Below are 23,325 nucleotides of genomic sequence, written 5' to 3'. Positions count from 1 at the left end.
CCGTTCGTCACTCGGTCGGGAGGGCCTGCATGGCCTTGATGAAGCCGTCCGTGTCGAGCGTTCCGTTGAAGAACTGCTGGATGGCCTTGTGCATGTCCGAGCTGGCCTTCTGCGGGTAGGCCTGGTCCCAGGAGAGCTGGAAGTTCGGCGCGTCCGAGACCAGGTCGTACTGGAAGCGGGAGTACTCGGGGGTGCCCGAACCGTCGATGAACTTGTCGGTGTTGGTGGTGGTCGGCAGGTTGCCGATGTCGAGCTGCGCCTTGACGAACTCGTCGGAGTACATGAGCTTCAGGAATTCGGCGACGGCCTCGGGGTGCTTGGTCTTCTTCATCACCGAGTAGTAGTTGTTGGTGTTGCCGGCCACGTCGGCCGGGTCGCCCTTGCCGCCTTCGACGGTCGGGAAGGCGGAGTAGCCGAGGTCCTTCTCGGCGAACTCCTTGTGGTCCGTGAGCTGCTGGGAGTAGTACCAGGAGCCCATCAGCTCGAAGCCGGCCTTGCCGGAGGCCACCAGCTGGACCGAGCCGCCGTTGGTGTACTTGACGGAGTCGTAGTTCTTGCCGAAGGCACCGGTGTCGACGAGCTGCTTGATCATGTCCAGGGCCTTCTTGCTGTCCGCGCTCTCCCAGGCGCTCTTGTCGCCGCCGACGGCCTTGGCGAACAGCTCCGGACCGGCGATGCGGTCGTAGAGGTACTGGAACCACATCTGGGTGGGCCAGACGTCGCCGCCGCCGAGCGCGATCGGGGTGACGCCCTTGTCCTTGAGCTTGCCCACCGCGGCGAGCAGTTCGTCCCAGGTCTTCGGCGGCTGGACGCCCGCGTCTTCGAGCACCTTCTTGTTGTGGAAGAGCAGGACCGGCTGGGTGCCGCGCATCGGTATGCCGTACGGCTTGCCGTCCACGACGGCGCTGTTGAAGACGGACGGCAGGAACTTGCCCTTGAGATCCGGGTTCTTCTTGATGAAGTCGTCGAGCGGCAGCAGCAGGTCCGCCTTGACGAACGGCTTGATGCTGCCCCCGCCCCAGTTGAAGAAGACGTCCGGGGCCTGCGGGGTGTTGATGATCGTCTGGAGCTTCGTCTGGTAGTCGGCACCGGGGATGGTGTCGAGCACCGCCTTGACGTCGGACGTCTTGTTGAAGGTGTCGACGACCTGCTGTTCGACCTTGTTGCTGGCGTCCCCGTAGACCAGGACATGGATCTTGCCGTCGTCCGACGACGCCCCGCCGTTCCCGTCACCGCAGGCCGACAGGCTCAGCGCCAGGGCGAGCGTCGCACCGGTGGCGACCAGTCTGGGCAAGCGCGCACGTGTCTTCATCGTTCGCCTTTCGAAAGTTTCGGCGCCATCACCGAAAGTCCATGCTGGTCGGACAGTAAAGTGAGACCGGATTTCCGGTCAATGGCCGTGCGGCTGCCGACTCAAAACGTTATCGATCGCATGACCTATCCTGCCTGCATGCACGGTGAAGTTGAGGTGGGCGCCAGGGTGACCCTGGCGCAGGTGGCGAAAGAGGCGGGGGTCTCCCCGCCGACTGTTTCGAAGGTCCTCAACGGTCGTTCGGATGTCTCCCGCACCACCCGGGCCAGGGTGGAGCGGCTCCTCGACGTGCACGGATACCGTCGCCGGACCGCGGCCCGCCCGCGTTCACCGCTGGTCGAACTCGTCTTCCACGAGCTGGACAGCGTCTGGGCGATGGAACTCGTCCGGGGCGTGGAGAACGCCGCCCGGGCCCATCGGACCGAGGTCGTGCTCACCCGCAGCGGCACCCGGCACGCCCCCGCCCCGGACTGGATCGAGGGCGTGCTCAGGCGCCGGCCGCTGGGCGTCGTGCTGGTCTTCTCCTCGCTGCCCGCGGAGGTCAAGCAGCGGCTGCGGTCCTGGAACATCCCCTTCGTCATCGTCGACCCGGCCGGCGACCCCGACCCCGACGTCCCGTCCGTCGGCTCCGCCAACTGGGCCGGGGGTCTGGCGGCCACCCGCCACCTCACCGGCCACGGACACCGGCGCGTCGCGATCGTCACGGGGTTCGAGGACATGCTGTGCTCGCTGGCGCGGCTCGACGGCTACCGCTCGGCGATGACCATGGCGGGCCTGCCGGTCGACCCGGCCCTGGTCCGCCACGGCCACTACGACGTGCGGAGCGGCTTCGAGCACGGCATGGACCTGCTCGCGGGCCCCGGTCGGCCGACGGCGGTCTTCGCGGGCAGCGACCTCCAGGCGCTCGGCGTGCTGGAGGCGGCGCGCGTCCGCGGCCTGAGGGTGCCCCAGGACCTCTCGGTCGTCGGCTACGACGACGTGCCGCTGGCCCAGTGGTCGAGCCCGCCGCTGACCACCGTCCACCAGCCGCTGCGGCACATGGCCGAGGAGGCCACCCGCATGCTCTTCCGCCCGGACGACCCGGGCCGCCCGGGCCGCCGCATCGAGCTGGCGACCCACCTCGTCGTACGACAGAGCACCGCGCCACCGGGCGGCAGTGCGGCGGCGCCCGGTGACGCGGTGGCGTGAGGGCAGGCTGCGGCTGCCGCTACCCGGCCGCGGGTCCGACGGCGGCTGCCCGGGGAGCGGGGGCGTCCGTTCCAGGCCATGCGTGACCACGGCAGGCCCGGCTCGTCCGCGCCCCGGACCCGACGGGGCGCCAGATCCGCGGCGCGGGACGCCTTCCGGCGCCCGGGCGCCTTCCGTCCGCGTACGCCGAGCCTCCCCGGCCACAAGGACGACGCACAGAAGTCCTCAGGACCACCCTCTTTCGCCCAGACCTCAACACCCCTACTGTGAGCGCGCGTTGACGGTGCGTGCTCTTCACACGCGCCGCTTCCGACGAGCCGCGGAGGAACGTAACGATGCGTCACCTTCCCTTGCGCACACCACGCGTCACCGGGCGCCGCCTCCTGGGCGCGCTCATCGCCGGGCTGCTGGCCGCCGGAGGCCTGGGGGTGAGCGCGCGGGCCGTCCCGGTCACCGTGCCCGCCCCGGTCCCGGTACCGGCCCCGGCGGCGTCCGGCCACGAGGACCTGGCCCGCACGCCGCCGATGGGCTTCAACAACTGGAACTCCACGCACTGCCGGGCCGAGTTCGACGAGTCGATGGTCAAGGGCATCGCCGACCTCTTCGTCGAGCGCGGTCTGAAGGACGCCGGCTACGAGTACGTCAACCTCGACGACTGCTGGGCGCTGCCCGAGCGCGACGCCGACGGCCAGTTGGTACCCGACCCCGAGCGCTTCCCGAACGGCATCGGGGCGGTCGCCGACTACGTCCACTCCAAGGGCCTGAAGTTCGGCATCTACACCAGCGCCGGCACGAAGACGTGCAGCAGCATCGGCTTCCCCGGCGCGCTGGGACACGAGTACAGCGACGCCCGGCAGTTCGCCGGCTGGGGTGTCGACTACCTCAAGTACGACAACTGCAACAACCAGGGCGTCGACGCGAAGCAGCGTTACACCACGATGCGCGACGCGCTGGCGGCCACCGGCCGGCCAATCGTCTACAGCATCTGCGAGTGGGGGCAGAACAAGCCCTGGGAGTGGGCCGGAGACCTGGGCCAGCTCTGGCGCACCACCGGGGACATCAGCGACTCCTGGAGCTCGATGTCGTCGATCATGAAGGCCAACCTCGAGCTCGCCCCGTACGCGCGTCCCGGCGGCTGGAACGACCCCGACATGCTGGAGGTCGGCAACGGCGGCATGACGGACACCGAGTACCGCACGCACTTCTCCATGTGGTCGATCATGGCCGCCCCGCTGCTGATCGGCACCGACCTGCGCACGGCGCCCGAGTCGGCGTTCGAGATCCTCACCAACGGCGAGGTCGTCGCGGTCGACCAGGACCCCCTGGGCAAGCAGGGCGAGGTCGTCGCCTCGCAGGACGGCCGGTGGGTCGTCTCGAAGGAACTGGCCGACGGCAGCCGGGCGGTCGCGCTGTTCAACGAGGGCTCACGGGCCCAGCGGATCGAGACCACCGCGCGGGCCGTCGGTCTGCCCGGGGCGCGCGGCTACACCGTGCGGGACCTGTGGAAGCACAGTGACACCCACACGACGGGCACGATCGCGGCGACGGTGCCCGCGCACGGGACCGTGCTGGTGCGGGTGCACGCCGACAGGAAGTGGGCCCAGTACCCGCCCGCCGTGGACGTGAGCGCCGGCGGCGGCACGGTGACCGAGGCCGGACGGACCGAGCGGATCACCTCCGAGGTCACCGACCTGGGCGGCACCGCGGCCCGCTCGGTGAGCGTCTCCCTGACCGTCCCCGAGGGCTGGCGCGCCGCTCCCGCCTCCGCCACGTCGGCCCGCGCCCTGAGGCCGGGCGGAACCCTGGCCACCGACTGGGACGTCACGGTCCCCGCGGGAACGCCGGCAGGCGACCGGGACCTCACTCTCACGGCCGAGTACCGCACGCGTTCCGGCACCCGGATCACCTCCTCGGTGCCGGTCACGGTGCGCGTCGGCGTCCCGCTGCCCGCCGGGGAGTCCGCCCTGTCGGACGCCGGACCGCTGAGCGCGTCGAACGGCTGGGGCCCCGTCGAGCGGGACCGGAGCGTGGGCGAGAGCGGCGCCGGCGACGGAGGGCCGCTCACCATCGGCGGCACGACGTTCGCCAAGGGGCTCGGCGTGCACGCGCCGAGCAGCGTGGAGTACTACCTCGGCGGCGCCTGCAGCACCGTGACCGCGCAGGTCGGCGTGGACGACGAGACGGGCGACCGGGGCAGCGTGGCCTTCGAGGTCTGGGCCGACGGGACCCGGGCCGCCTCGACGGGCACGGTGACCCACGCCGACCCGGCCCGCGCGGTCTCCGCCGACGTCTCCGGCGCGGACGTCGTCCGCCTGGTCGTCACGGACGCCGGGGACGGCATGGATTACGACCACGCGGACTGGGCCGACGTGCGGGTCACCTGCGCCTGAGGCCGCGGCACGGGGTGCTGCCGCCGTACGGGCGCACCCCGTGTTTCAGAGGGAAGGGGCGGGTTCGAACCACGCGGGGGCGTCGGACAGGGCCTGCTTGACCCTGGTCTGGCCGAAATCCTTGATGTCCGGCAGGGCGTCCACCGCGAACCAGCCCACCTCGAGCGACTCGTCGTCGTTGACCCGGGCCTCGCCGCCCACGGCCCGGCAGCGGAAGGTGATGTCCATGAACTGGCAGACGTCACCGTTGTCATAGGTGACCGGCTTCAGCGCCTGCACGAGGACGAGCCGCTCGACGACGCACTGGACGGCGGTCTCCTCCTCCACCTCGCGGACGGCGCAGACGGCGGGCTGCTCCCCCGGTTCGGGAATGCCCCCGATGAGTGACCAGCGACCGTTGTCCGATCGCCGGCCGAGCAGCACTCTGCCCTCGTCGTCGAAGACGACGGCGGTGACTCCGGGGAGCCACAGGAGCTGGTGTCCGGCCGAAGCGCGCAGGTCACGGATGAAGTCGGGAGTAGCCATGGACCCGACCCTAGCGGGACGGGCGGGCCGCTCCCGCCGTGTCGCGGGGCGTGCGGCGGGCGTACGGCTACACGTCGCGGGCGCGTCGACCGCGCACACCGGCACCGACGGCCCGGCCGAGCCCGCCGGCCGCGATCAGCACCAGGACGAGCTCGGGGGCGACACCGAGGCGGGTGGCGGGCGTCTCGGAGGAGCGCAGGGGGACCTCCTGGACCAGGGAGTCCGCCACGAACATGCCCGTCTTCTGCGTGATCCTGCCGTCCGGCATGATGATCGCGCTGACGCCGCTGGTCACCGGGACGGTGACGGTACGGCTGTGCTCGACCGCGCGGACCCGGGACATGGCGAGCTGCTGGTAGGTCATCTCGCTGCGGTCGAAGGTGGCGTTGTTGCTGGGTACCGAGATCATCTGCGCGCCGTCGGTGACCTCGGAGCGCACCGCCCAGTCGAAGGCCGCCTCGTAGCAGGTGACCAGGCCCACCTCGGTGCCCGCCATGGTGAACACGCCGGGCTCGGTGCCGCGGCTGAAGTCACGGCTGACCATGGAGGTCCAGGTGTCGTTGATCGCCCCGATGAGCGAGCGCAGGGGCAGGTACTCGCCGAAGGGCTGGATCTGCCGCTTGTCGTAGGTGTCGACGGGGCCCTTGTCCGGGTCCCACAGGATCTGCTCGTTGAGCAGCTTGCCGTCGCGTTCCACGACGCCGCCGACGGAGATGGGCGCGCCGATCGCCCGGGCGGCCTCGTCGATGATCCGGCGGGCGTCGGCGTTGGCGAAGGGGTCGATGTCCGAGGAGTTCTCCGGCCAGAGCACGAAGTCGGGGCGGGCCGCCCTGCCCGCCTTCACCTCGGCGGCCAGGCGCAGGGTTTCCCGCGCGTGGTAGTCGAGTACGGCCCGGCGCTGTGCGTTGAAGCCGAGCCCCGCGCGGGGCACGTTGCCCTGGATCACGGCGACGGTCGCGGTGCCGTTCTCGGCCTCGTCGCTGACCAGGGGCCGGGCGGCCAGCGCGCCCACCACGGGCACGGCCACGCCGAGCAGCGCAACCGCCGCGGCACCGCGCCGCACCCCCGCGCCCCGGCGGGCCCGGAGGGCCAGGCGCGCCGCCTCGCAGAGACCGAAGCCGCACAGCACGACCGCGAAGCCGAGCAGCGGTGTGCCGCCGACCGCCGCGAGCGGCAGGAACACGCCGTCCGCCTGTCCGAACGCGATCTTGCCCCAGGGGAAGCCCTCGAAGGGCACGCGCGCGCGTGCGGCCTCCCCCGCGGTCCACAGCGCCGCCGCCCACACCGGCCACCCCGGCAGCTTCGACACCGCCGCGACGCCCGCGCCGACCGCCGCGACGAAGAGCGCCTCGACGGCGGCCAGGGCGATCCAGGGGCCGGGGCCGACCTCCACACCGGTCCACACCAGCAGGGGCAGCAGGAAGCCGAGGCCGAAGAGGTAGCCGAGGCCGAGGCCCGCCTTCCAGCTCCGGCCGCGCAGCGTCCACCCGAAGACGGCGAAGGCGGGCAGCGCCAGCCACCACAGGGTGCGCGGCGGGAAGCTGACATACAGCAGCACTCCGGAGAGCGCTGCGGCGGCGGCCGGAAGGAGGCGCAGAAGCCGCGCGACGGCCCGGGAAGGGGGCGTGGTCTGCGGCTGCGTCCGGTCCGGCTCGCCGACGGAGGTTGCGGTGGCTGTCACCCACCGGAGTGTACGGCGGGTGCCCCGGACCCGGAGCGGGACGGTCCGGGGGCGGCGCGGGCGGGGGCACGCCGCGTCCGGGCCGCCCGGCGGGCTCAGCGTGCCGGGCCCGGGGTCTTCGGACGCAGCCGGTCCTTGATGACCTGGACGGCCGCCTCCGCGTCGTCCACGGTGATCGTGAAGGTGTGGCCGTCCCACAGCCGCAGGATCAGGCCCTCCCCGCGGCGTACGACGACGGCGGTGCCCCTCTCGGGCCGCCACCGGTAGCCCCAGCCGCCCCAGTGGCGCGGGGTGACGTGCGGCGCGAACTCGGCACCGGCGACGTGCGAGAGGGGGATGCGGCGGCGGGGCACGCCGATGTGGCCGCAGCGCACTTCGAGGCAGTCCTCGTCGACTCTCAGCGCCACGTGCACGAACGCGAGCGTGCCGAACAGGACGAGCAGTCCCGCCGCGATGCAGCCGACCACGGCCATGGCGAGCGGGGCGACGCCGGACTCCCAGGCCGATTCGACGGCCAGGGCGATGCCGAGCGCCACGCAGGCGGCGCCGATGAGCGCCAGGAACCACTGGATCCGGCTGGTGGCACGGCCGGTCCAGACGTGCGGCTGGGGGACGGTCTCGCCCGGGCGACGCCTCATGGATATGAGGTTACTCAGGTTTCGCTGCGCGGGTACCTCGTCGCGCAGGGTGACTGGGCCGACCGGGCGGGCGCGGCGGTCAGCGGGCGGGAGTGACCGCGCGCAGGAGCCTGCCCTCGTCGTAGGCCAGCGCGGGCGCGGGCAGGGTGCCCTCGCGCCCGCTGAGCAGCACGGTCAGGGTGCCCGCGGCCGGGGCGCCGGGGTCGGGCCGGGCGCCGATCCGGCGCAGCGCCTGGGCGGCCACCGCCCCGGCGGAGCCGTGCAGGACGAGGCGCGGGGCGCCGGGCCGCTGGACGGCGACACGGATGCGCTCGGCCACCAGTTCGTAGTGGGTGCAGCCCAGCACGATGGTCGTCACGTCGTCGGGTGTCAGCGCCGCGGCGGCGGCGACGGCCGCGGCGACCGCCGCCTCGTCCGCGTGCTCCACGGCGTCGGCGAGTCCCGGGCACGGCACCTCGGTGACCGTCGCCCCGTCCGCGAACTCCTCGATCAGTCCCCGCTGGTAGGGGCTGCCGGTGGTGGCCGGTGTCGCCCAGATCGCCACGGGGCCGCCGCCCGCCGCGGCGGGCTTGATCGCCGGCACGGTGCCGATGACGGGCACCTCGGGCTCGAGCCGGGCGCGCAGCGCGGGCAGCGCGTGCACGGTGGCGGTGTTGCAGCCGACGATCAGGGCATCCGGACGGTGCGCGGCGGCGGCCTCGGCCACCGCGAGGGCACGCCCGGTCAGGTCCTCGGGGGTGCGCGGGCCCCAGGGCATGCCGTCGGGGTCCAGGGAGAGGATGAGATCGGCGTCCGGTCGCAGCCGCCGTACCGCGGCGGTGGCCGCCAGCAGACCGATCCCGGAGTCCATGAGCGCGATCTTCACCCGGCCACCATAGACGATGCGCCGCCACCGGCCGGTGCCGTGGGGCAGACTGCGCACGTGAGCGCCGATGTGTGGACTTCCGTCGTGACCGTCGTGTCAGCCCTCTCCCTCGCCGCCTGGCTGTGGCTGCTGCTCGCCCGGGGCTTCTTCTGGCGCACGGACGTCAGACTCCCGGCCCGGGAGGAGCCGGACGTCTGGCCTGCGGTGTGCGTCGTCGTTCCGGCCCGCGACGAGGCCGCGGTGCTGCCCGCGAGCCTGCCGTCACTGCTCGCCCAGGACTATCCGGGGCGGGCCGAGGTCTTCCTGATCGACGACGGCAGCACGGACGGCACGGGTGAGCTGGCGTGCGAGCTGGCCCGGCGGCACGAGGGGCTGCCGCTGACCGTGGCCTCGCCCGGGGAGCCGCCCGCGGGCTGGACGGGCAAGCTGTGGGCGGTGCGGCACGGGATCGGCCTGGCACGCGCCCGTGAGCCCGAGTACCTGCTGCTGACGGACGCCGACATCGCGCACGCGCCGGACAGTCTGCGCGCGCTGGTGTCGGCGGCCGGCGCCGGCGGGTTCGACGTCGTCTCCCAGATGGCGCGGCTGCGCGTGGAGAGCCTGTGGGAGCGGCTCGTCGTGCCGGCGTTCGTCTACTTCTTCGCCCAGCTCTATCCGTTCCGGTGGATCGGCGGTGGCCGCGCCGGGAGCGCGGGGAAGAAGGGGACCCGCACGGCGGCCGCGGCGGGCGGCTGTGTGCTGCTGCGCACCAAGGCCGCCGAGCGGGCGCGGATCCCGGACGCCATCCGGCACGCCGTCATCGACGACGTGGCCCTCGCCCGCGCGGTCAAGGGCGCGGGCGGCCGGGTCTGGCTGGGCCTGGCCGAACGGGTGGACAGCGTCCGTCCGTATCCGCGGCTGCACGACCTGTGGCGGATGGTCTCGCGCAGCGCGTACGCGCAGTTGCGGCACAACCCCCTGGTGCTCGCCGGTACGGTCGCCGGCCTGGCCCTGGTGTATCTGGTGCCGCCGGGGGCGGTGCTCTTCGGCCTGGCGGCCGGGCAGGGCACGGTGGCCCTGCTGGGCGGCGCGGCGTGGCTGGTGATGGCCGGGTCGTACCTGCCGATGCTCGGCTACTACGGGCAGCCCTGGTGGGCGGCGCCGCTGCTGCCGTTCACCGCGTTCCTGTATCTCCTGATGACGGTCGACTCGGCGGTGCAGCACTACCGGGGGCGGGGCGCGGCCTGGAAGGGCCGCACCTACTCCCGTCCGGACGCCGTGCCCGAGGAGGGCTGACGCACCGGCCCGCCAAGGTCACTTCCGGCCGGGGGTCCAGTTCATGCCCCAGCCGTAGGCGTGGTCGATCGTCCGCTGCGGGCTCACCCCGCGCTCGGGCACCAGGTAGCGGGCCTCGCGCTGGACGACGAGGTCGTTTCCGGTGTTGGTGATCAGTGCGAGGGCGCACACCGTCGAGGGCACGGTGCACTCGTCGAGCGAGAAGTCGACCGGTGCGCCGTACTGCGGCTGGAGGGTGACCGTGGCGTGCAGGTCGGCGAAGGAGCGGGCGCCCTCGTAGATGGTCACGAAGACGAGGATGCGCCGGAAGTACCGCTGGTGGTCGAGGCTGATGGTGAGGTTCTCGCCGGTCGCCACGGCGCCGGTGCGGTCGTCGCCGTCGAGGTGGATGAAGGGCGGCTGGTGCAGCGCCCCGAAGGCGTTGCCGAGGGCCTGGACGACACCCTTGCTGCCGTCGCTCAGTTCGTACAGGCAGCACAGGTCGAGATCGAGGTCGTCGTGCATGGCGGCCGGGCGGCCGAGCTTGCGGGCCCAGCCCGAGAACTGCTTGCGCACCTGCCAGTTGAGGTTGACGCGCATGGCGCCCGTGGTGCCGCCCTGTTTGGTCAGCGAGACGGAGGGCGCCGCCTTGGTGAGCGTCACCTTGGTCAGGCGGACCGGGGCCGCGGCGGGCGGGGTGGCCGACGGGGGCGCGGCGGGGGGCGCGGGAGGTGCCGGCGGGGGCGTCGTGGCCGCCGGTGCGGGCCGTACGGGCGGTGCCGGCGGGGACACCGGCGCCGGGGGCGCGGGCGGGGGTGTGTGCTGCGGCTCGTCCACCGAGATGCCGTAGTCGGTGGCGAGGCCCTCCAGTCCGCTGCCGTACCCCTGGCCGACGGCACGGAACTTCCAGGCGCCCTGCCGGCGGTAGAACTCGCCGAGCACGAAGGCGGTTTCGACGGTCGCGCCCGGGTTGTCGAAGCGGGCGACGACGGTGTCCCGGGCGGCGTCGCGCACCTCGATGTACAGGTCCGGGACCTGTCCGAACGATCCGCCGTCCGAGGAGGCGGCGAGGATCACGGTCTCGATCGCGGGCTCCACGCGCCCGAGGTCGACGAGCAGGGTGTCGGTCACCCGTCCGCCGACGTCCCGCTTTCCCTCGTGCCGGACCGCGCCGGAGGAGTGGGCGGGCTGGTTGTAGAAGACGAAGTCCCCGTCGGAGCGGACCTTTCCGCTCACCAGGAGGAGCGCGGAGGCGTCCGCGTCGGGCACGCCGGGGCCGGATCGCCAGCCCAGTTCGACCCGCAGCGCCGTCGTCGGCACCTGGGTGTTCGAGCCTTTCGACATGGACATGTCCGCCCCCATCACGTGTCACGGCGCCGGGCCGTGTCCCGGCACGTCGTCGGGTTCCGACGCACAACCTATTCTCCGCGCCGCGCGCCCTTGCAGAGGGCGCCCGGCGGAAAGGCGGCCGACCCGCCGGTAACCCTCCCGGAACTCCGCCTTTACCGCAAAAACATGCGGCGCGGTGCCCCATTTCGCCGAGTTCGCTCGGATTGGGGATGTCAGGTCACTGCGGACACGGAAAACAACCCTCTTATCGGTCTCCCCAACCAGCAGATCGTGGGCTTAACTTATGGCCATGACCTCCCCCCGCTCCACTTATGGCGGCGGCTACTACTCCGCCTCCTTCCCGGACACCCCGATCTACGACTCGCTCGTGGCCGAACGGGGCACACCGCAGATCGCCCCGATCCGGGTCCCCGCCGCGTACGACGTGCCGAGCAGCAGTCATCTGCCCGCGCTGCCGTCCGCCCTGCCCGCCCTCCCGGCGGGTCCCTCGCAGCCCTCCTACGGCTACCCGCAGCAGGCCCCGCAGCCCGCCCCGCTGCAGCAGGCTCCGGCCGCCTACATCCCGCACCAGGCGACCGCGCCGCGCGGGTACCCCGGTCCGCAGCAGCCTCAGCCGCCCCGCCCGGCCGCGCCCGGTCCCGCGGGGTACGAGGCGATGCGCCCCGCGGCTCCCCGGCCGGCCCCCGCGCCGTACCAGGACCCGTACAACCAGCAGCAGTACCGCGGCTACTGAGCCGTCCTCAGGGTTGTCCGTGCCGCCTGGCACGATGACCTCATGAGGGATGCGCGGCTGCGGTCGATCCACGTCCATCCGGTCAAGGCGTTCCGGGGCCTGTCGCTCCAGGAGGCCGTCGTGGAGCCCTGGGGGCCGGCCGGAGACCGACGCTGGATGCTGGTCGACGACGGGGGAAAGGTCGTCACGCAACGCGAGCAGCCGCGCCTCGCCCTGGCCGCCGCCGAGCTTCTGCCCGGCGGCGGCGTACGTCTGTCCGCACCCGGCCTCGCACCGCTCGCCGTTGCGGTCCCGCGCCCGGGAGCCACCGTGACGGTGCGGCTCTTCCAGGACAAGGTCGAGGTGCTGCCCGCCGAGGAGGAGGCCGCGCACGCCTGGTGCAGTGCGCTGCTCGGGACGGGCGTCCGGCTGGTGCACCTGGACGACCCGGCCATCCGCCGGCCCGTGGACCCGCGGTACGCGCTGCCGGGCGAGACGGTCTCCTTCGCGGACGGCTACCCGCTGCTGCTGACCACCACTGCCTCGCTCGACGCCCTCAACTCACTGATCGCGCGGGGCGATCACGCGGACGAGGGCCCGCTGCCCATGAACCGTTTCCGGCCGAACCTGGTCGTCTCCGGCACCGGAGCCTGGGAGGAGGACGGCTGGTCGCGCGTCGCCGTCGGCGAGGTCGTCCTGCGGGTGGCCAGACCGAGCGGGCGGTGCGTGGTGACCACCACCGACCAGAGCACCGCCGACCGCGGCGCCGAGCCCCTGCGCAGCCTCGCCCGGCACCGGCGCGTCGCCGGAAAACTGCTCTTCGGGCAGAACCTGGTCCCCCTCGGCGGCGGCACCGTCAGGGTCGGCGATCCCGTGCGGATCATCGAGTGACGCGCACCCGTTCGCGCCGAACGGGCGGTACCGGGGCCCGTCCCGGACGAGCGGCCCGGCGACGGGAACCCGTCGCGGGGTCCGCGCGTTGGGTTGCATGAGAGCTTCATGAGAACTCGGCCGGCAGCAACCGACGGGCGGGGACGGCACGTTCCCGCGGCCCGGCCGGCCCGGGTTCCGCGTGAACGGCTCGGCGGGGGGAGCGGCGGAGCGGAGCGGGAAGGGGGCACGGGCGTGCGAGCGATCAGGGGTCTTTGGCGCTGGCGAGGCAATCCCCTGTGCCGCACAAGCGATCTGGCCGAGGCCTGGGTGGCGCTGACGGCGCTGCTGCTCATGCTGTCCGTGGCCCCCCTGACCGGCGCGCTCGCGGGCGGTGGTGCGCACCACGCGCTGCAGCGGTCGGTGCGCGAGCAGCACGAGGCGCGGCACCGGGTGACGGCCACCGTGGTCCGTCCCCTGGAGCGTTCGCCCCTGAGCGTCGATCCGGAGGGCGCCTCCGGGGAGGACCTGCGCAGCCGTGTCCTGGCCGGCTGGACGGGGCCGGACGGCTCGCGGCACGAGGCGCCGGTCCTGGTGGGCCTCGACCAGCCGTCCGCCGGCGACCGGTTCGCGCTGTGGACGGACGCGCGGGGCCGTGAGGTGGCCCGCCCGCTGGACCCGGCGACCGCGACCACCCACGCCGTCCTCGCCGGGTTCGGTGCGGCGCTGGCGGTCGCGGCCCTCGTGGAGGCCGCCCGGCGGATCGTGGTCTGGCGCCTGGTCCGCCGCCGGTACGCGCGCCTGGAGCAGGAGTGGGAGCGGGCGGGGCCGGACTGGGGCAGGACCGGCGCGGGCAGTTGACCGGCTTCCGCCTCCGGTCAACTGACCACCTGCGCGCACGCTACGGTGGACCGGCCGAACCGAATCGGCGACGACCCGCGTACGACGAGGTGGGGGCACAGCAACGCCATGGCACAGGGCACGGTCCAGGTGACGCACACCGGCACCTCGCGGTGGCGGCGCCGCACGGGTGAGTACGCATCGCTCGCCGCCGCTCTGGAGGCCGCGGCCGACGGTGACGTCCTCACCGTCGCTCCCGGGACCTACCGGGAGAACCTCGTCGTCCAGCGGGCGGTGACCCTCCGTGGGCCCGAGGGCGCCCAGGGGTCGGTGCGCATCGCGCCCACCGACGGTGTCCCGTTGACCGTGCGGGCCTCGGCGGTGATCCAGGACCTGCACGTCGAGGGCCAGGACGCGGCGGCTCCCGCGGTGCTGGTCGAGGACGGCACGCCGGAGTTGCTGGGGCTGCGCGTCGTCGCGCGTTCCGCCTCCGGGATAGAGGTGCGGGGCGGCGCGCGTCCCACGGTGCGGCGCTGCACCGTCGACAATCCGGCCGGGGTCGGCATCGCCGTCCTGGACGGTGGGGGCGGCGTGTTCGAGGAGTGCGAGGTCGTCGCGGCCGGCCAGGCCGGGGTCGCGGTGCGCTCCGGCGCCCACCCCCGGCTGGAGCGCTGCCGGGTGCACCACGCGGCGGGTTCCGGGCTGACGGCGACGGGCGAGGGTTCCGCCCTGGAGGCCGTCGGCTGCGAGGTCTACGAGGTCCGGGGCAGCGGCGTGCAGGTGACCGGCCGGGCCACGGCCCACCTCACCGACTGCGACGTGCACCGCACCACCGGCGACGGCGTCACGCTGGACACGGACGCGGTGCTCACCCTCGCCGACTGCCGCATCCACGACATCCCGGAGAACGCGGTCGACCTCAGGTCCCGCTCGGTCCTCACCCTGACCCGCACCAGCGTGCGGCAGTTCGGGCGCAACGGCCTGTCGGTGTGGGACCCGGGCACGCGCGTGGACGCCAACCAGTGCGAGATCTTCGACAGCACCGGCGACTACCCGGCGGTCTGGGTCAGCGACGGCGCCACCGCGGTGCTCGACTCCTGCCGGGTGCACGACGTGCCGGACGCGCTGTTCGTCCTGGACCGCGGTTCGCGCGCGGACGTCGTCGACAGCGACCTCTCCCAGGTGCGCAACACCGCCGTGTCGGTGAGCGACGGCGCCACGGCGCAGCTCGACGACTGCCGCATCCGGGACGCCGCCACCGGCGCGTGGTTCCGCGACCACGGCAGCGGCGGCACCCTGAACAACTGCACCCTGGACGGCAATCGCACGGGTGTGATCGTCACCAAGGGCGCCGACCCCACCATCGAGCGCTGCACGGTCGACGCGCCCTCCGAGGCGGGCGTGTACGTGTCGGCCGGCGGTCGCGGCAGCTTCCTCGACTGCCGGGTCACCAACAGCGCGGGCTACGGCTTCCACGTGATCGACGGGTGCCGTACGACGCTGAAGAAGTGCCGCACGGAGCGGTGCGCGCGCGGCGGGTACGAGTTCGCGGACGCCGGCCCCGACGCGGCGTACGGCTCCGGGCCGCTGGTCGAGGACTGCACCGGCGACGAGAGCACCGGCCTGACGGCGGAGCCCGTCGCGCCCGAGCCGGTGGTGCAGACGGCGGCCCAGTCCCCGGGGCTGCTGGGCTCGATCCCCGGGCAGCGCACCACCGAGCAGGAGCCGCTGATCGCGGGCACCGTCCCGCCGGAGCCCGCCCGGACCTCGAAGGCCGTCCTGGGCGAACTGGACGCCCTGGTGGGCCTGGACAGCGTCAAGCGCGAGGTGCGGGCGCTGACCGACATGATCGAGGTGGGCCGGCGCCGGCAGCGGGCGGGCCTGAAGGCCGCGTCGGTCAAGCGGCACCTGGTCTTCACCGGCTCCCCCGGCACGGGCAAGACGACGGTCGCCCGGCTGTACGGCGAGATCCTCGCCTCGCTCGGGGTACTGGACAAGGGCCACCTGGTCGAGGTGTCGCGGGTGGACCTGGTGGGCGAGCACATCGGCTCGACGGCGATCCGCACCCAGGAGGCGTTCCAGCGGGCGCACGGGGGCGTGCTGTTCATCGACGAGGCGTACGCGCTCTCGCCCGAGGACGCGGGCCGGGACTTCGGCAAGGAGGCCATCGACACGCTGGTCAAGCTGATGGAGGACCAGCGGGAGTCCGTCGTCGTGATCGTCGCGGGGTACACGGCGGAGATGGAGCGCTTCCTGTCCGTCAACCCCGGTGTGGCGTCCCGGTTCTCGCGGACCATCACCTTCGGGGACTACGGCCCCGGGGAGCTGCTGCGGATCGTGGAGCAGCAGGCCGACGAGCACGAGTACCGCCTGGGGCCGGGCACGCCCCAGGCGCTGACGAAGTACTTCGCGGAGATCCCCAAGGGCCCGGCCTTCGGCAACGGCCGCACCGCCCGCCAGACCTTCGAGGCGATGGTGGAGCGGCACGCGAGCCGGGTCGCCCAGATCGCCGACCCCAGCACGGACGACCTGACGCTGCTGTACCCCGAGGACCTGCCCGAACTGCCGTAGCGCGGACGGTGTCCGGGCCGGGCGGGTCTCAGCAGTTCCCGGTCGTGTCGTCCGCCGCCGGGACGGACGTCGCCGCCCCGTCCGTGTGGCGCGGGGCCGGCACCTCCGGGCGCAGCCGGGCCAGCAGGCGGGCGCGTTCCTCGGCGAAGGCCGGGTCGGCCTGGTAGTCGGAGTGGCCGAGGATCGGCGCCGGCAGCGGGTGGAGTTCGGTGCGGCCGTACGTCAGCGGGTCCTTCAGGGGCGCGCGGTCCACCGCGGGACCCGCGTCGCCCGGCAGCCGCATGGGGCCGCCGATGGGGTCGGTGCGCCGGTACAGGTTGCGCCAGCAGTCGACCTCCTCGTGCAGCGAGGCGAGCGCGTCGGGACCGAAATGGGCCGGGAACCAGCGGCCGTAGAGCCGCTCCAGCGGGGAGCCGTAGGTGAGCAGGGCGACCCGCCTGCGGGCGGACGGCTCGAGCTGCCAGGACGCTGCGGCGGCCAGGACGCTGCCCTGGGAGTGCCCGGAGATGACCAGGCGTCCGCCGGTGGCACGGGTCCAGGTCGCCATGCGCCAGGTCAGGTCGGGCACCGCGCGCTCGGCGTAGCAGGGCGGGGCGAAGGGGTGCGCGGCGCGCGGCCAGAAGGTGCCGACGTCCCACAGGATGCCGATGGTGCGCCGCGCGGAGGCGTCCTTGTAGGCGCGCCTGCCCCAGGTGACGAACAGTATGAAGCCGAGGCCGATCAGCCAGGAGCCCAGTTCCTGCGCGGTCTGCGCGGCGCCCTGGACGACGGCGTACGTGCCGCGCGCCGCCTCCCCGGGCACCTGGTCGGTGGTGAGGGCGCCCACCAGGGCTGCGGCGCCGAGCAGCAGGGTGGCGCCCGAGGTGAGGGCGACGAGCAGGGGTGCCCGGTCGGTCAGGCCGGCCATGGCCCGGGCGAGCGCGATGCGGCGGGTGCGCCCCGAGTCCCCCGCCTCCCCCGGGTGGTCGTGTTCTACGGCGTCGCGTTCCACGCGGGCCCGGCGCACGGTGTGCCGGGCGAGGGCGGCGCACATCAGGAGCACGACGACGAGCAGCGGGGGGATGACGGAGGCCTGCCAGGTGAGCAGGACGGGCGGGCCGGCGAGGTAGGTGCCGGTGCCGTCCATCCAGTCGGAGACCCGCTGGGAGACGCCGCCGGACATGACCCCGCCCAGCGCGCAGGCCAGCATGGCGACGGCGGGGCCGCCCAGGCCGCGGACGGCGGCGCGGGCGTCGGGGCGGCTGCGGTGGAGCAGGTGGGCGACGACGGCCAGCGCGACGACGAGCAGCCCCTGCACCAGTGCGAGGGTGCCGAAGGCCGCGTCCCCGGAGAGCCGCCCGTAAGACGTCCACCCGGGGCGGGCCCAGCCGCCGTACACCAGGGCGAGGACGAACAGCAGGAGGGAGGCGAGCGGCAGGCGGCGCACGAGGTGTTCGTCGAGTTCCCGGTCGAGGCGGTTCTCGCTGCGGCCCCTGCGGCACACCACCGCGACCACGGCGACCGCTCCCGCGACCAGTGCCCCGAGCAGCACCCGGCCCAGTGTGTCCAGCAGTGCAGGTCCGCCCGGCAGGCGGTCGTGGCGGGCCGCCGGGACGACGATCCCCGTGCTGACGGTCAGCAGTCCGGCGGCGGTGTGCGCGGCGCGCAGCCGGGCCACCAGACGCCGCCCGTACCAGAATCCCGGCCGGCCCAGCGCGGCACGGCGGGGGTCCTCCTCGGGGTCGCTCTCGCGGTCCATCGGCTGCTGGGACTCGTACGCCCGCCAGGTGCGCAGCGACAGGTACCACAGCAGCCCGGTCAGCGCGGCGGGCACCGCGGCCGCGAGGGCGAGCCTGCGGCCGGGCGTGCTCCACCAGCCGCCGTCCGACATCACCGGCGACAGGAAGCCCAGCCAGGAGTGGCGCTCGGCGCACGCGCGCGTGCCCGCGCACTGCCAGGCGACGAGGTCGAGGGCGACCTCGCAGGCGGCGGCGACCAGGAGCACCGTCAGGGTGAGGCCGGTGAGCCGCAGCAGCAGCCCGTAGAGGCGGACCGTGCGGACCCGGCCGCGGGCGGCGGGCCGCATCCAGTGGGCGATGTTGACGACCATGAAGGGCAGGAGCAGCAGCCACAGGGCGCGGGTGCCGTTGCCGGAGGTGAGGTTGCACCAGACGTAGGCCTCGGGCACCGGCCGTCCCCGGTAGTCCTCGGGCCGGGACTCGGCGTCGGCATCCTCGGCGCGCCGGAAGACGGCCGCGACGTGGTCGCCGGTGATCCGCACGGTCCGGGGGTCGTCCAGCATCTCGGCGGGCGTCGTGCCGCCCACTCCGTGCACCAGGAGTTCCAGGGCGGTGCCGCTCTTCCCGTCCTTCCCGTCCTTCCCGGCGGTCCCGTCCTTCCCCTCCTTCCCGGCGGTCCCGTCCTTCCCGGCCTTCTCCTGTGCCTCTGCCACTGTCCGCACTCCCCCGTGACGCGCCGTCGGCTTGTGCCCGTGCGGGCACAAGGATCTCCATTCCGCGGGCGCCGTACACCCGTCGGCACGGAATCTCCCCGATCCGTGGGGCCGGGCGGCCGGGACGGGCGGTGGCGCGGGCCGTCGTGGGGCGTGCGAGGATGGGGCGTCCGCGCACGGGTGCGGGGAGAAGTCCTCATCGGAGCGAGTGCGTCGGCGTGTCGGACGGTGGTGCGGCGAAAGGACCGGAGCGTACGTGAGTGAGAATCCGAACCTCCTCGCGGAGCAGCGACGCGCCCTGATCCTCGACGAGGTGCGCCGCCGGGGCGGGGTCCGGGTCAACGAGCTGACCCGCAAGCTCGGTGTGTCGGACATGACGGTCCGCCGCGACCTGGACGCGCTGTCCCGGCAGGGCGTGCTGGAGAAGGTGCACGGCGGCGCGGTGCCGGTGGCCGAGGCGAGCACCCACGAGCCGGGGTTCGAGGCCAAGTCGGGTCTGGAGCCGACCGCCAAGGAGGACATCGCGCACGCCGCGGCGGAGCTGGTCGCGCCGGGCGCCGCGATCGCGCTGTCGGGCGGGACGACGACGTACGCGCTGGCGCACCGGCTGGTGGACGTGCCGGATCTGACGGTGGTCACCAACTCGGTGCGGGTCGCCGACGTGTTCCACGTGGCCCAGCGCACCTCGGGGGCGCGGCAGGGCGCGGCGACGGTGGTCCTCACCGGCGGGGTGCGCACGCCCTCGGACTCGCTGGTCGGCCCGGTCGCCGACCAGGCGATCGCGACGCTCCACTTCGACGTGCTGTTCCTGGGTGTGCACGGGATATCGGCCGAGGCGGGCCTGTCCACGCCGAACCTCGCCGAGGCCGAGACGAACCGGCGTCTGGTGCAGTCGGCACGGCGTGTCGTCGTGGTCGCGGACCACACCAAGTGGGGTGTGGTGGGCCTGAGTTCGTTCGCGACGCTGGAGCAGGTGGACACGCTGGTGACCGACTCCGGCCTGTCGGCACGGGCCCGCGCGGAGGTCGCCGAGCATCTCGGCCTGGTCGTGGCGGGCGAACCGGAGCCGGCGGCCGAGTGACGCCGGCCCGCCCCGGGCGCGCGGGGCGGGCCGGGGGAGCGCCGGCGCGCGCGGCGGTGGTCAGTGCGGCCAGGTGCCCGTGCGCAGCAGGGACTCGATCGCCGCCGTGTACGGCTCGATGTCGAGGCCCTGTTCGGCGAGCCAGGCGTCCGAGTAGTACTTGTCGAGGTACCGGTCCCCCGGGTCGCACAGCAGCGTCACGACGCTGCCCCGCTCCCCCGCGGCCACCATCTCGGCGACGATCTTCAGCGCGCTCCACAGTCCGGTGCCGGTGGAGCCGCCCGCCTTGCGTCCGACGGCCCGCTCCAGGGCGCGTACGGCCGCGACGCTCGCCGCGTCCGGCACCTTCATCATGCGGTCGATGGCGCCGGGCACGAAGCTGGGTTCCATCCGGGGCCGGCCGATGCCCTCGATGCGGGAGCCCCGGTCGCAGGAGACGTCGGGGTCGCCGGTGGTCCAGCCCTCGAAGAAGCAGGAGTTGTCCGGGTCGGCGACGCAGACCCGGGTGTCGTACTGCATGTAGTGGACGTAGCGGGCGAGGGTGGCCGAGGTGCCGCCGGTGCCGGCCGTGGCGACGATCCAGGACGGCTCGGGATACCGCTCCAGGCGGAGCTGGCGGAAGATCGATTCGGCGATGTTGTTGTTGCCGCGCCAGTCGGTGGCGCGTTCGGCGTAGGTGAACTGGTCCATGTAGTGGCCGCCGGTCCGGGCCGCGAGGCGGGCGGACTCCTCGTACATCCGCCGGGAGTCGTCCACGAAGTGGCACCGTCCGCCGTGGAACTCGATCAGGCGGATCTTCTCGGTGCTCGTCGTGCGGGGCATGACGGCGACGAAGGGCACGCCGATCAGCTTCGCGAAGTACGCCTCGGAGACGGCGGTCGAGCCGCTGGACGCCTCGATCACGGGCCGGTCCGGCCGGATCCAGCCGTTGCACAGGCCGTAGAGGAACAGCGAGCGGGCGAGGCGGTGTTTGAGGCTGCCCGTGGGGTGGGTCGACTCGTCCTTCAGGTACAGGTCGATGCCCCAGTCCTCCGGGAGCGGGAACAGCAGCAGGTGGGTGTCGGCCGAGCGGTTGGCGTCGGCCTGGACCTTGCGGACGGCCTCTTTCAGCCAGGTGCGGTAGGCGGCGTCGCTGTGGTCGACGTCCAGGGTGGCGCCGGTGCCGGTCTGCCGGTCAGTGCTCACTTCGGGGGCTCCTTACGCGGTGCGCCGACGGCGGACAGCGCGGCCGACAGCACCGATCATAAACACCTTCCACACGCTTCTCACCTGCATAAACACCCCTTTGGGCGCCTCAAAGGCACCCCTGGGCCGGCGAGTCCGGCGCCTCCGGGGCGCGGTGGGGGGCGCATTCGCGCGAGTGCTCCGGTCGCCTCCCGAAAGCGGGCGGCGCGCACTGGTGCTCGGGGCGCGGTACGGGCAGACTGCCAGCGGCGGGACCGGATTCCCGTCGCGGGCGCACACGGGAGCACGACACGAGCCGGTACCGGAGCATCGCGGTCGGTGCACGGTCCGGCAACCGACGGGCACGAGGGGGCGACGGCCATGGCGGAGCCGGAGTTCAGGGCCACGGGGGTGCGGATCGGCAGACGGCTGCGGTCGCTCACCCGGGCCGGGACGGTCCGGATCAGCGGTGGCCGGGTCGAGTTGCTCACCAGTGTCGGCAGCGAGATAGACAGCGCGCCGGTGCAGGCGGTGCGGGCCTCCCGCCCGTGGTTCGGCCCCGAGGACCGCGCGCTGGCCGACCTCAACGGCACGCGGTACCTGCTGACCCTCGGCGACCACGACCCCGCCCCCGGCGAGCCGGGCCCGCCCGCGGCACGGCGCTTCATCGAGGCGGTGCGCAGGGCGGCCGGACGCCGCGGCTGAGGGATGTCCGCGACTTGCGGTGCCCCACCCCTTGCGTCACGCTGGTCTCACGTCACTCTGGGTTTACCGGCGACAACGCTGCGAACCAGCCCGCCGGCCATGACAGCGGGCGGCGTGCGCCGTGTGCGCCTCGCTGGATCCGAACTCCGTGTTCTTCCGGACCTCTATGTCGGGGAGTCGCAGCCGTGATCAGTCACCCAAGCAGACAGTGCACGGTGGAGCTGCAAGCCCTGCCGTCGCGGATCGGCCAGGTCCGCAGAATCGTATCTGCGCAATTGCGCTACTGGCACATGGATCTCCTGATCGACCGGGCGGTGCTCGGCGTGACGGAGTTGCTGACCAACGTCCACCTGCATGCCCGGCCCGACAAGACGTGCACCGTGGAGATGGAACTGCTCCTGGACCGGCTCACGGTCTCGGTGCGCGACCACGATCCGCACCTGCCCGTCGTGGACGACGCCGAGCCGCTCGCGACGTGCGGGCGGGGGCTGGCGATGGTGGCCGCGATGAGCGAGAGCTGGGGCGCACGGCCGGAGGGCGAGGCCGGGAAGGTCGTCTGGTTCACCCTTCCGACGTCCGTCACCGCCGCGCCACCCGTCCCACCGCCCGTGCCGGCCCGGGCACCGCGCCGTCTGGTCGAGGAGGTGCCGGCCGCCGCGTTCGCGGAGGTCGAGCACGCGGTCGACCTCGGCAGCCGTCAACCCGCTCCCGCCCGGTCGGCCGTTGCCGGCTGACCGGGCGGTGACCGTCGTCCGCTGCCGGGGACCGTGCGGCGGGGTCCGGGCCGGCGCCCGCGGCACCCGCCCCTCATGACGCGGGCCCCGACGAGGGCCGGGCGGCGGTGCCGTCACCGCCGCGCGCCGTCGTCGTGGTCATGATGCGCCGCCCCTGCCCGTCCGCCCGAACTGCTCGTCCAGCACGGTCAGCCGGCGCCAGTACTCGTCCTCGTCGATCTCTCCGGAGGCGAAGCGGTGGCCGAGTACGGCGATGGGCGAGTGATCCTCGACGGCCGACGGCCGCCCGGGTCCGCGGCGTCCGCGCCACACCGTGCGGCGCAGCAGGGTGATCGCGCCGCCGATGACCAGCACCCAGATCACCGGGAAGAGCAGGATCCACGGGCCGGGCCCGCCGTCGCCGAACTGTGCCAGGGTCTCCATGTCGTCCCACTCCTCGGTCGCGTTGTCTTTTCGTCTCGCTTCCGAGCCTGACTCGGGACAGGGCCCCGGGTCGTCGTACGGCCGGCGGCACCGTGCGTACCCCGCGCGGAGTACGGCGGAGGTCCGGGCCTGCTTCGCTGGGCAACGGGCGTGCGCGGTACGTAGGGTCGGGATCATGCTGAGACTCGGAATCCCCGTCGTCGGTGTCACGGACATCCCCCGCGCGGTCGCGTTCTGGACGGCGGCGCTGCCGCTGGTCGCCGTGGAGGAGTGGAGCAGCGAGACCTGGCGCACGCTCGCGTACGCGGACGGCTCCGGGCACGCGCTCGGGCTGTTGCGCAGCGACTCGCCGCCCGAGCCGCGGCCCCGGCTGCATCTCGACCTGTTCACGGACTCCACCCAGGAGCAGCAGGCGGAGGTGCGGCGGCTGATCGGCCTCGGCGCGCGGGCCGTCGAGTGGGACCTGTACCCGCCGGACCCCGACTTCGTCGTCCTGGCCGACCCGGACGACAACGTCTTCTGCGTGGTCGACCTCAGCCGCGCCCCCAGCGGCGGCGGGCCCGCGGCCTGAGGCGCACCGCCGTCCGGCTC

The 23,325-nt window shown here is 73.5% G+C and carries 20 protein-coding genes; 11 read left to right on the top strand and 9 right to left on the bottom strand.

What is annotated here, in order from left to right; genetic code table 11:
• Positions 1–7 precede the first annotated feature (7 nt).
• On the bottom strand, positions 8–1,312 hold the full coding sequence (locus tag Sdi02f_RS26955; protein WP_030398868.1) for an ABC transporter substrate-binding protein: 1,305 nt from the start codon (positions 1,310–1,312) through the stop codon (positions 8–10).
• A gap of 138 nt (positions 1,313–1,450) precedes the next feature.
• Between Sdi02f_RS26955 and Sdi02f_RS26950 the strand changes: the two genes are divergently transcribed.
• Together Sdi02f_RS26950 and Sdi02f_RS26945 are read left to right on the top strand one after the other, a co-directional pair.
• A complete protein-coding gene (locus Sdi02f_RS26950) occupies positions 1,451–2,500 on the top strand; it encodes a LacI family DNA-binding transcriptional regulator (RefSeq protein ID WP_203714789.1) in 1,050 nt (349 codons plus the stop codon).
• A gap of 335 nt (positions 2,501–2,835) precedes the next feature.
• Positions 2,836–4,890, top strand: a complete 2,055-nt coding sequence (locus tag Sdi02f_RS26945; RefSeq protein WP_108934178.1) for an NPCBM/NEW2 domain-containing protein — start codon at positions 2,836–2,838, stop codon at positions 4,888–4,890.
• A 45-nt stretch (positions 4,891–4,935) separates the two neighbouring features.
• Here the strand turns inward: Sdi02f_RS26945 and Sdi02f_RS26940 are convergent, their stop codons facing one another.
• From Sdi02f_RS26940 to Sdi02f_RS26925, 4 genes are all read right to left on the bottom strand, one after another.
• Positions 4,936–5,415 carry an NUDIX hydrolase gene (locus Sdi02f_RS26940; protein ID WP_053665658.1) on the bottom strand — a complete coding sequence of 160 codons (480 nt, stop codon included), beginning with the start codon at positions 5,413–5,415 and terminating at the stop codon, positions 4,936–4,938.
• Positions 5,416–5,482: 67 nt separating this feature from the next.
• Positions 5,483–7,096, bottom strand: coding sequence for an apolipoprotein N-acyltransferase (lnt, locus tag Sdi02f_RS26935; protein ID WP_053639840.1), 1,614 nt, complete (start codon positions 7,094–7,096; stop codon positions 5,483–5,485).
• 95 nt (positions 7,097–7,191) lie between these two features.
• Positions 7,192–7,734, bottom strand: a complete 543-nt coding sequence (locus Sdi02f_RS26930) for a hypothetical protein (protein WP_030398863.1) — start codon at positions 7,732–7,734, stop codon at positions 7,192–7,194.
• 79 nt (positions 7,735–7,813) lie between these two features.
• A complete protein-coding gene (locus Sdi02f_RS26925; RefSeq protein WP_030398862.1) occupies positions 7,814–8,599 on the bottom strand; it encodes a glutamate racemase in 786 nt (261 codons plus the stop codon).
• 39 nt (positions 8,600–8,638) lie between these two features.
• On the opposite strand from Sdi02f_RS26925, the gene Sdi02f_RS26920 reads away from it, so the two are divergent.
• Entirely contained in the window at positions 8,639–9,874 is a 1,236-nt protein-coding gene (locus tag Sdi02f_RS26920; protein ID WP_164366648.1) for a glycosyltransferase, read from the top strand.
• Between the two features lie 18 nt (positions 9,875–9,892).
• On the opposite strand, the gene Sdi02f_RS26915 is transcribed toward Sdi02f_RS26920, so the two are convergent.
• The gene (locus Sdi02f_RS26915) at positions 9,893–11,197 is read right to left on the bottom strand and encodes a TerD family protein (RefSeq protein WP_030398860.1); all 1,305 of its coding nucleotides are present in this window, start codon (positions 11,195–11,197) and stop codon (positions 9,893–9,895) included.
• Positions 11,198–11,492: 295 nt separating this feature from the next.
• Between Sdi02f_RS26915 and Sdi02f_RS26910 the strand changes: the two genes are divergently transcribed.
• The 4 genes from Sdi02f_RS26910 to Sdi02f_RS26895 all read left to right on the top strand — a co-directional run bounded on the left by Sdi02f_RS26910 (position 11,493) and on the right by Sdi02f_RS26895 (position 16,196).
• Positions 11,493–11,936, top strand: coding sequence for a DUF6643 family protein (locus Sdi02f_RS26910; RefSeq protein ID WP_030398859.1), 444 nt, complete (start codon positions 11,493–11,495; stop codon positions 11,934–11,936).
• A gap of 42 nt (positions 11,937–11,978) precedes the next feature.
• Entirely contained in the window at positions 11,979–12,806 is an 828-nt protein-coding gene (locus Sdi02f_RS26905) for an MOSC domain-containing protein (protein ID WP_031184443.1), read from the top strand.
• Positions 12,807–13,040: 234 nt separating this feature from the next.
• Positions 13,041–13,646 (top strand): Rv1733c family protein, encoded by a 606-nt coding sequence (locus Sdi02f_RS26900; protein WP_030398857.1) that lies wholly within the window; start codon positions 13,041–13,043, stop codon positions 13,644–13,646.
• Between the two features lie 108 nt (positions 13,647–13,754).
• Entirely contained in the window at positions 13,755–16,196 is a 2,442-nt protein-coding gene (locus Sdi02f_RS26895; RefSeq protein WP_030398856.1) for a right-handed parallel beta-helix repeat-containing protein, read from the top strand.
• A gap of 28 nt (positions 16,197–16,224) precedes the next feature.
• Here the strand turns inward: Sdi02f_RS26895 and Sdi02f_RS26890 are convergent, their stop codons facing one another.
• On the bottom strand, positions 16,225–18,477 hold the full coding sequence (locus Sdi02f_RS26890) for a hypothetical protein (protein WP_239156161.1): 2,253 nt from the start codon (positions 18,475–18,477) through the stop codon (positions 16,225–16,227).
• Positions 18,478–18,883: 406 nt separating this feature from the next.
• Here Sdi02f_RS26890 and Sdi02f_RS26885 point away from each other — a divergent pair, with 406 nt between their 5' ends.
• Positions 18,884–19,708, top strand: a complete 825-nt coding sequence (locus Sdi02f_RS26885) for a DeoR/GlpR family DNA-binding transcription regulator (protein ID WP_031081187.1) — start codon at positions 18,884–18,886, stop codon at positions 19,706–19,708.
• Positions 19,709–19,768: 60 nt separating this feature from the next.
• On the opposite strand, the gene cds1 is transcribed toward Sdi02f_RS26885, so the two are convergent.
• The gene (gene cds1 / locus Sdi02f_RS26880; RefSeq protein ID WP_030398853.1) at positions 19,769–20,893 is read right to left on the bottom strand and encodes an L-cysteine desulfhydrase Cds1; all 1,125 of its coding nucleotides are present in this window, start codon (positions 20,891–20,893) and stop codon (positions 19,769–19,771) included.
• Between the two features lie 360 nt (positions 20,894–21,253).
• Here cds1 and Sdi02f_RS26875 point away from each other — a divergent pair, with 360 nt between their 5' ends.
• Both Sdi02f_RS26875 and Sdi02f_RS26870 read left to right on the top strand, forming a co-directional pair.
• Positions 21,254–21,577, top strand: coding sequence for a hypothetical protein (locus tag Sdi02f_RS26875; RefSeq protein WP_030398852.1), 324 nt, complete (start codon positions 21,254–21,256; stop codon positions 21,575–21,577).
• Between the two features lie 185 nt (positions 21,578–21,762).
• Positions 21,763–22,311: an ATP-binding protein gene (locus Sdi02f_RS26870; protein WP_174843398.1), complete on the top strand. Its 549-nt coding sequence runs from the start codon at positions 21,763–21,765 to the stop codon at positions 22,309–22,311.
• Between the two features lie 138 nt (positions 22,312–22,449).
• On the opposite strand, the gene Sdi02f_RS26865 is transcribed toward Sdi02f_RS26870, so the two are convergent.
• Positions 22,450–22,734: an SHOCT domain-containing protein gene (locus Sdi02f_RS26865; protein WP_030398850.1), complete on the bottom strand. Its 285-nt coding sequence runs from the start codon at positions 22,732–22,734 to the stop codon at positions 22,450–22,452.
• A gap of 175 nt (positions 22,735–22,909) precedes the next feature.
• On the opposite strand from Sdi02f_RS26865, the gene Sdi02f_RS26860 reads away from it, so the two are divergent.
• Entirely contained in the window at positions 22,910–23,305 is a 396-nt protein-coding gene (locus Sdi02f_RS26860) for a VOC family protein (RefSeq protein ID WP_031081184.1), read from the top strand.
• Positions 23,306–23,325 lie beyond the last annotated feature (20 nt).

It is taken from the genome of Streptomyces ardesiacus (assembly GCF_003112575.1).
Lineage (GTDB): Bacteria > Actinomycetota > Actinomycetes > Streptomycetales > Streptomycetaceae > Streptomyces > Streptomyces ardesiacus.
Note: the sequence above shows the minus strand (reverse complement) of the source record. Positions and strands in the feature narration are given on the sequence as shown.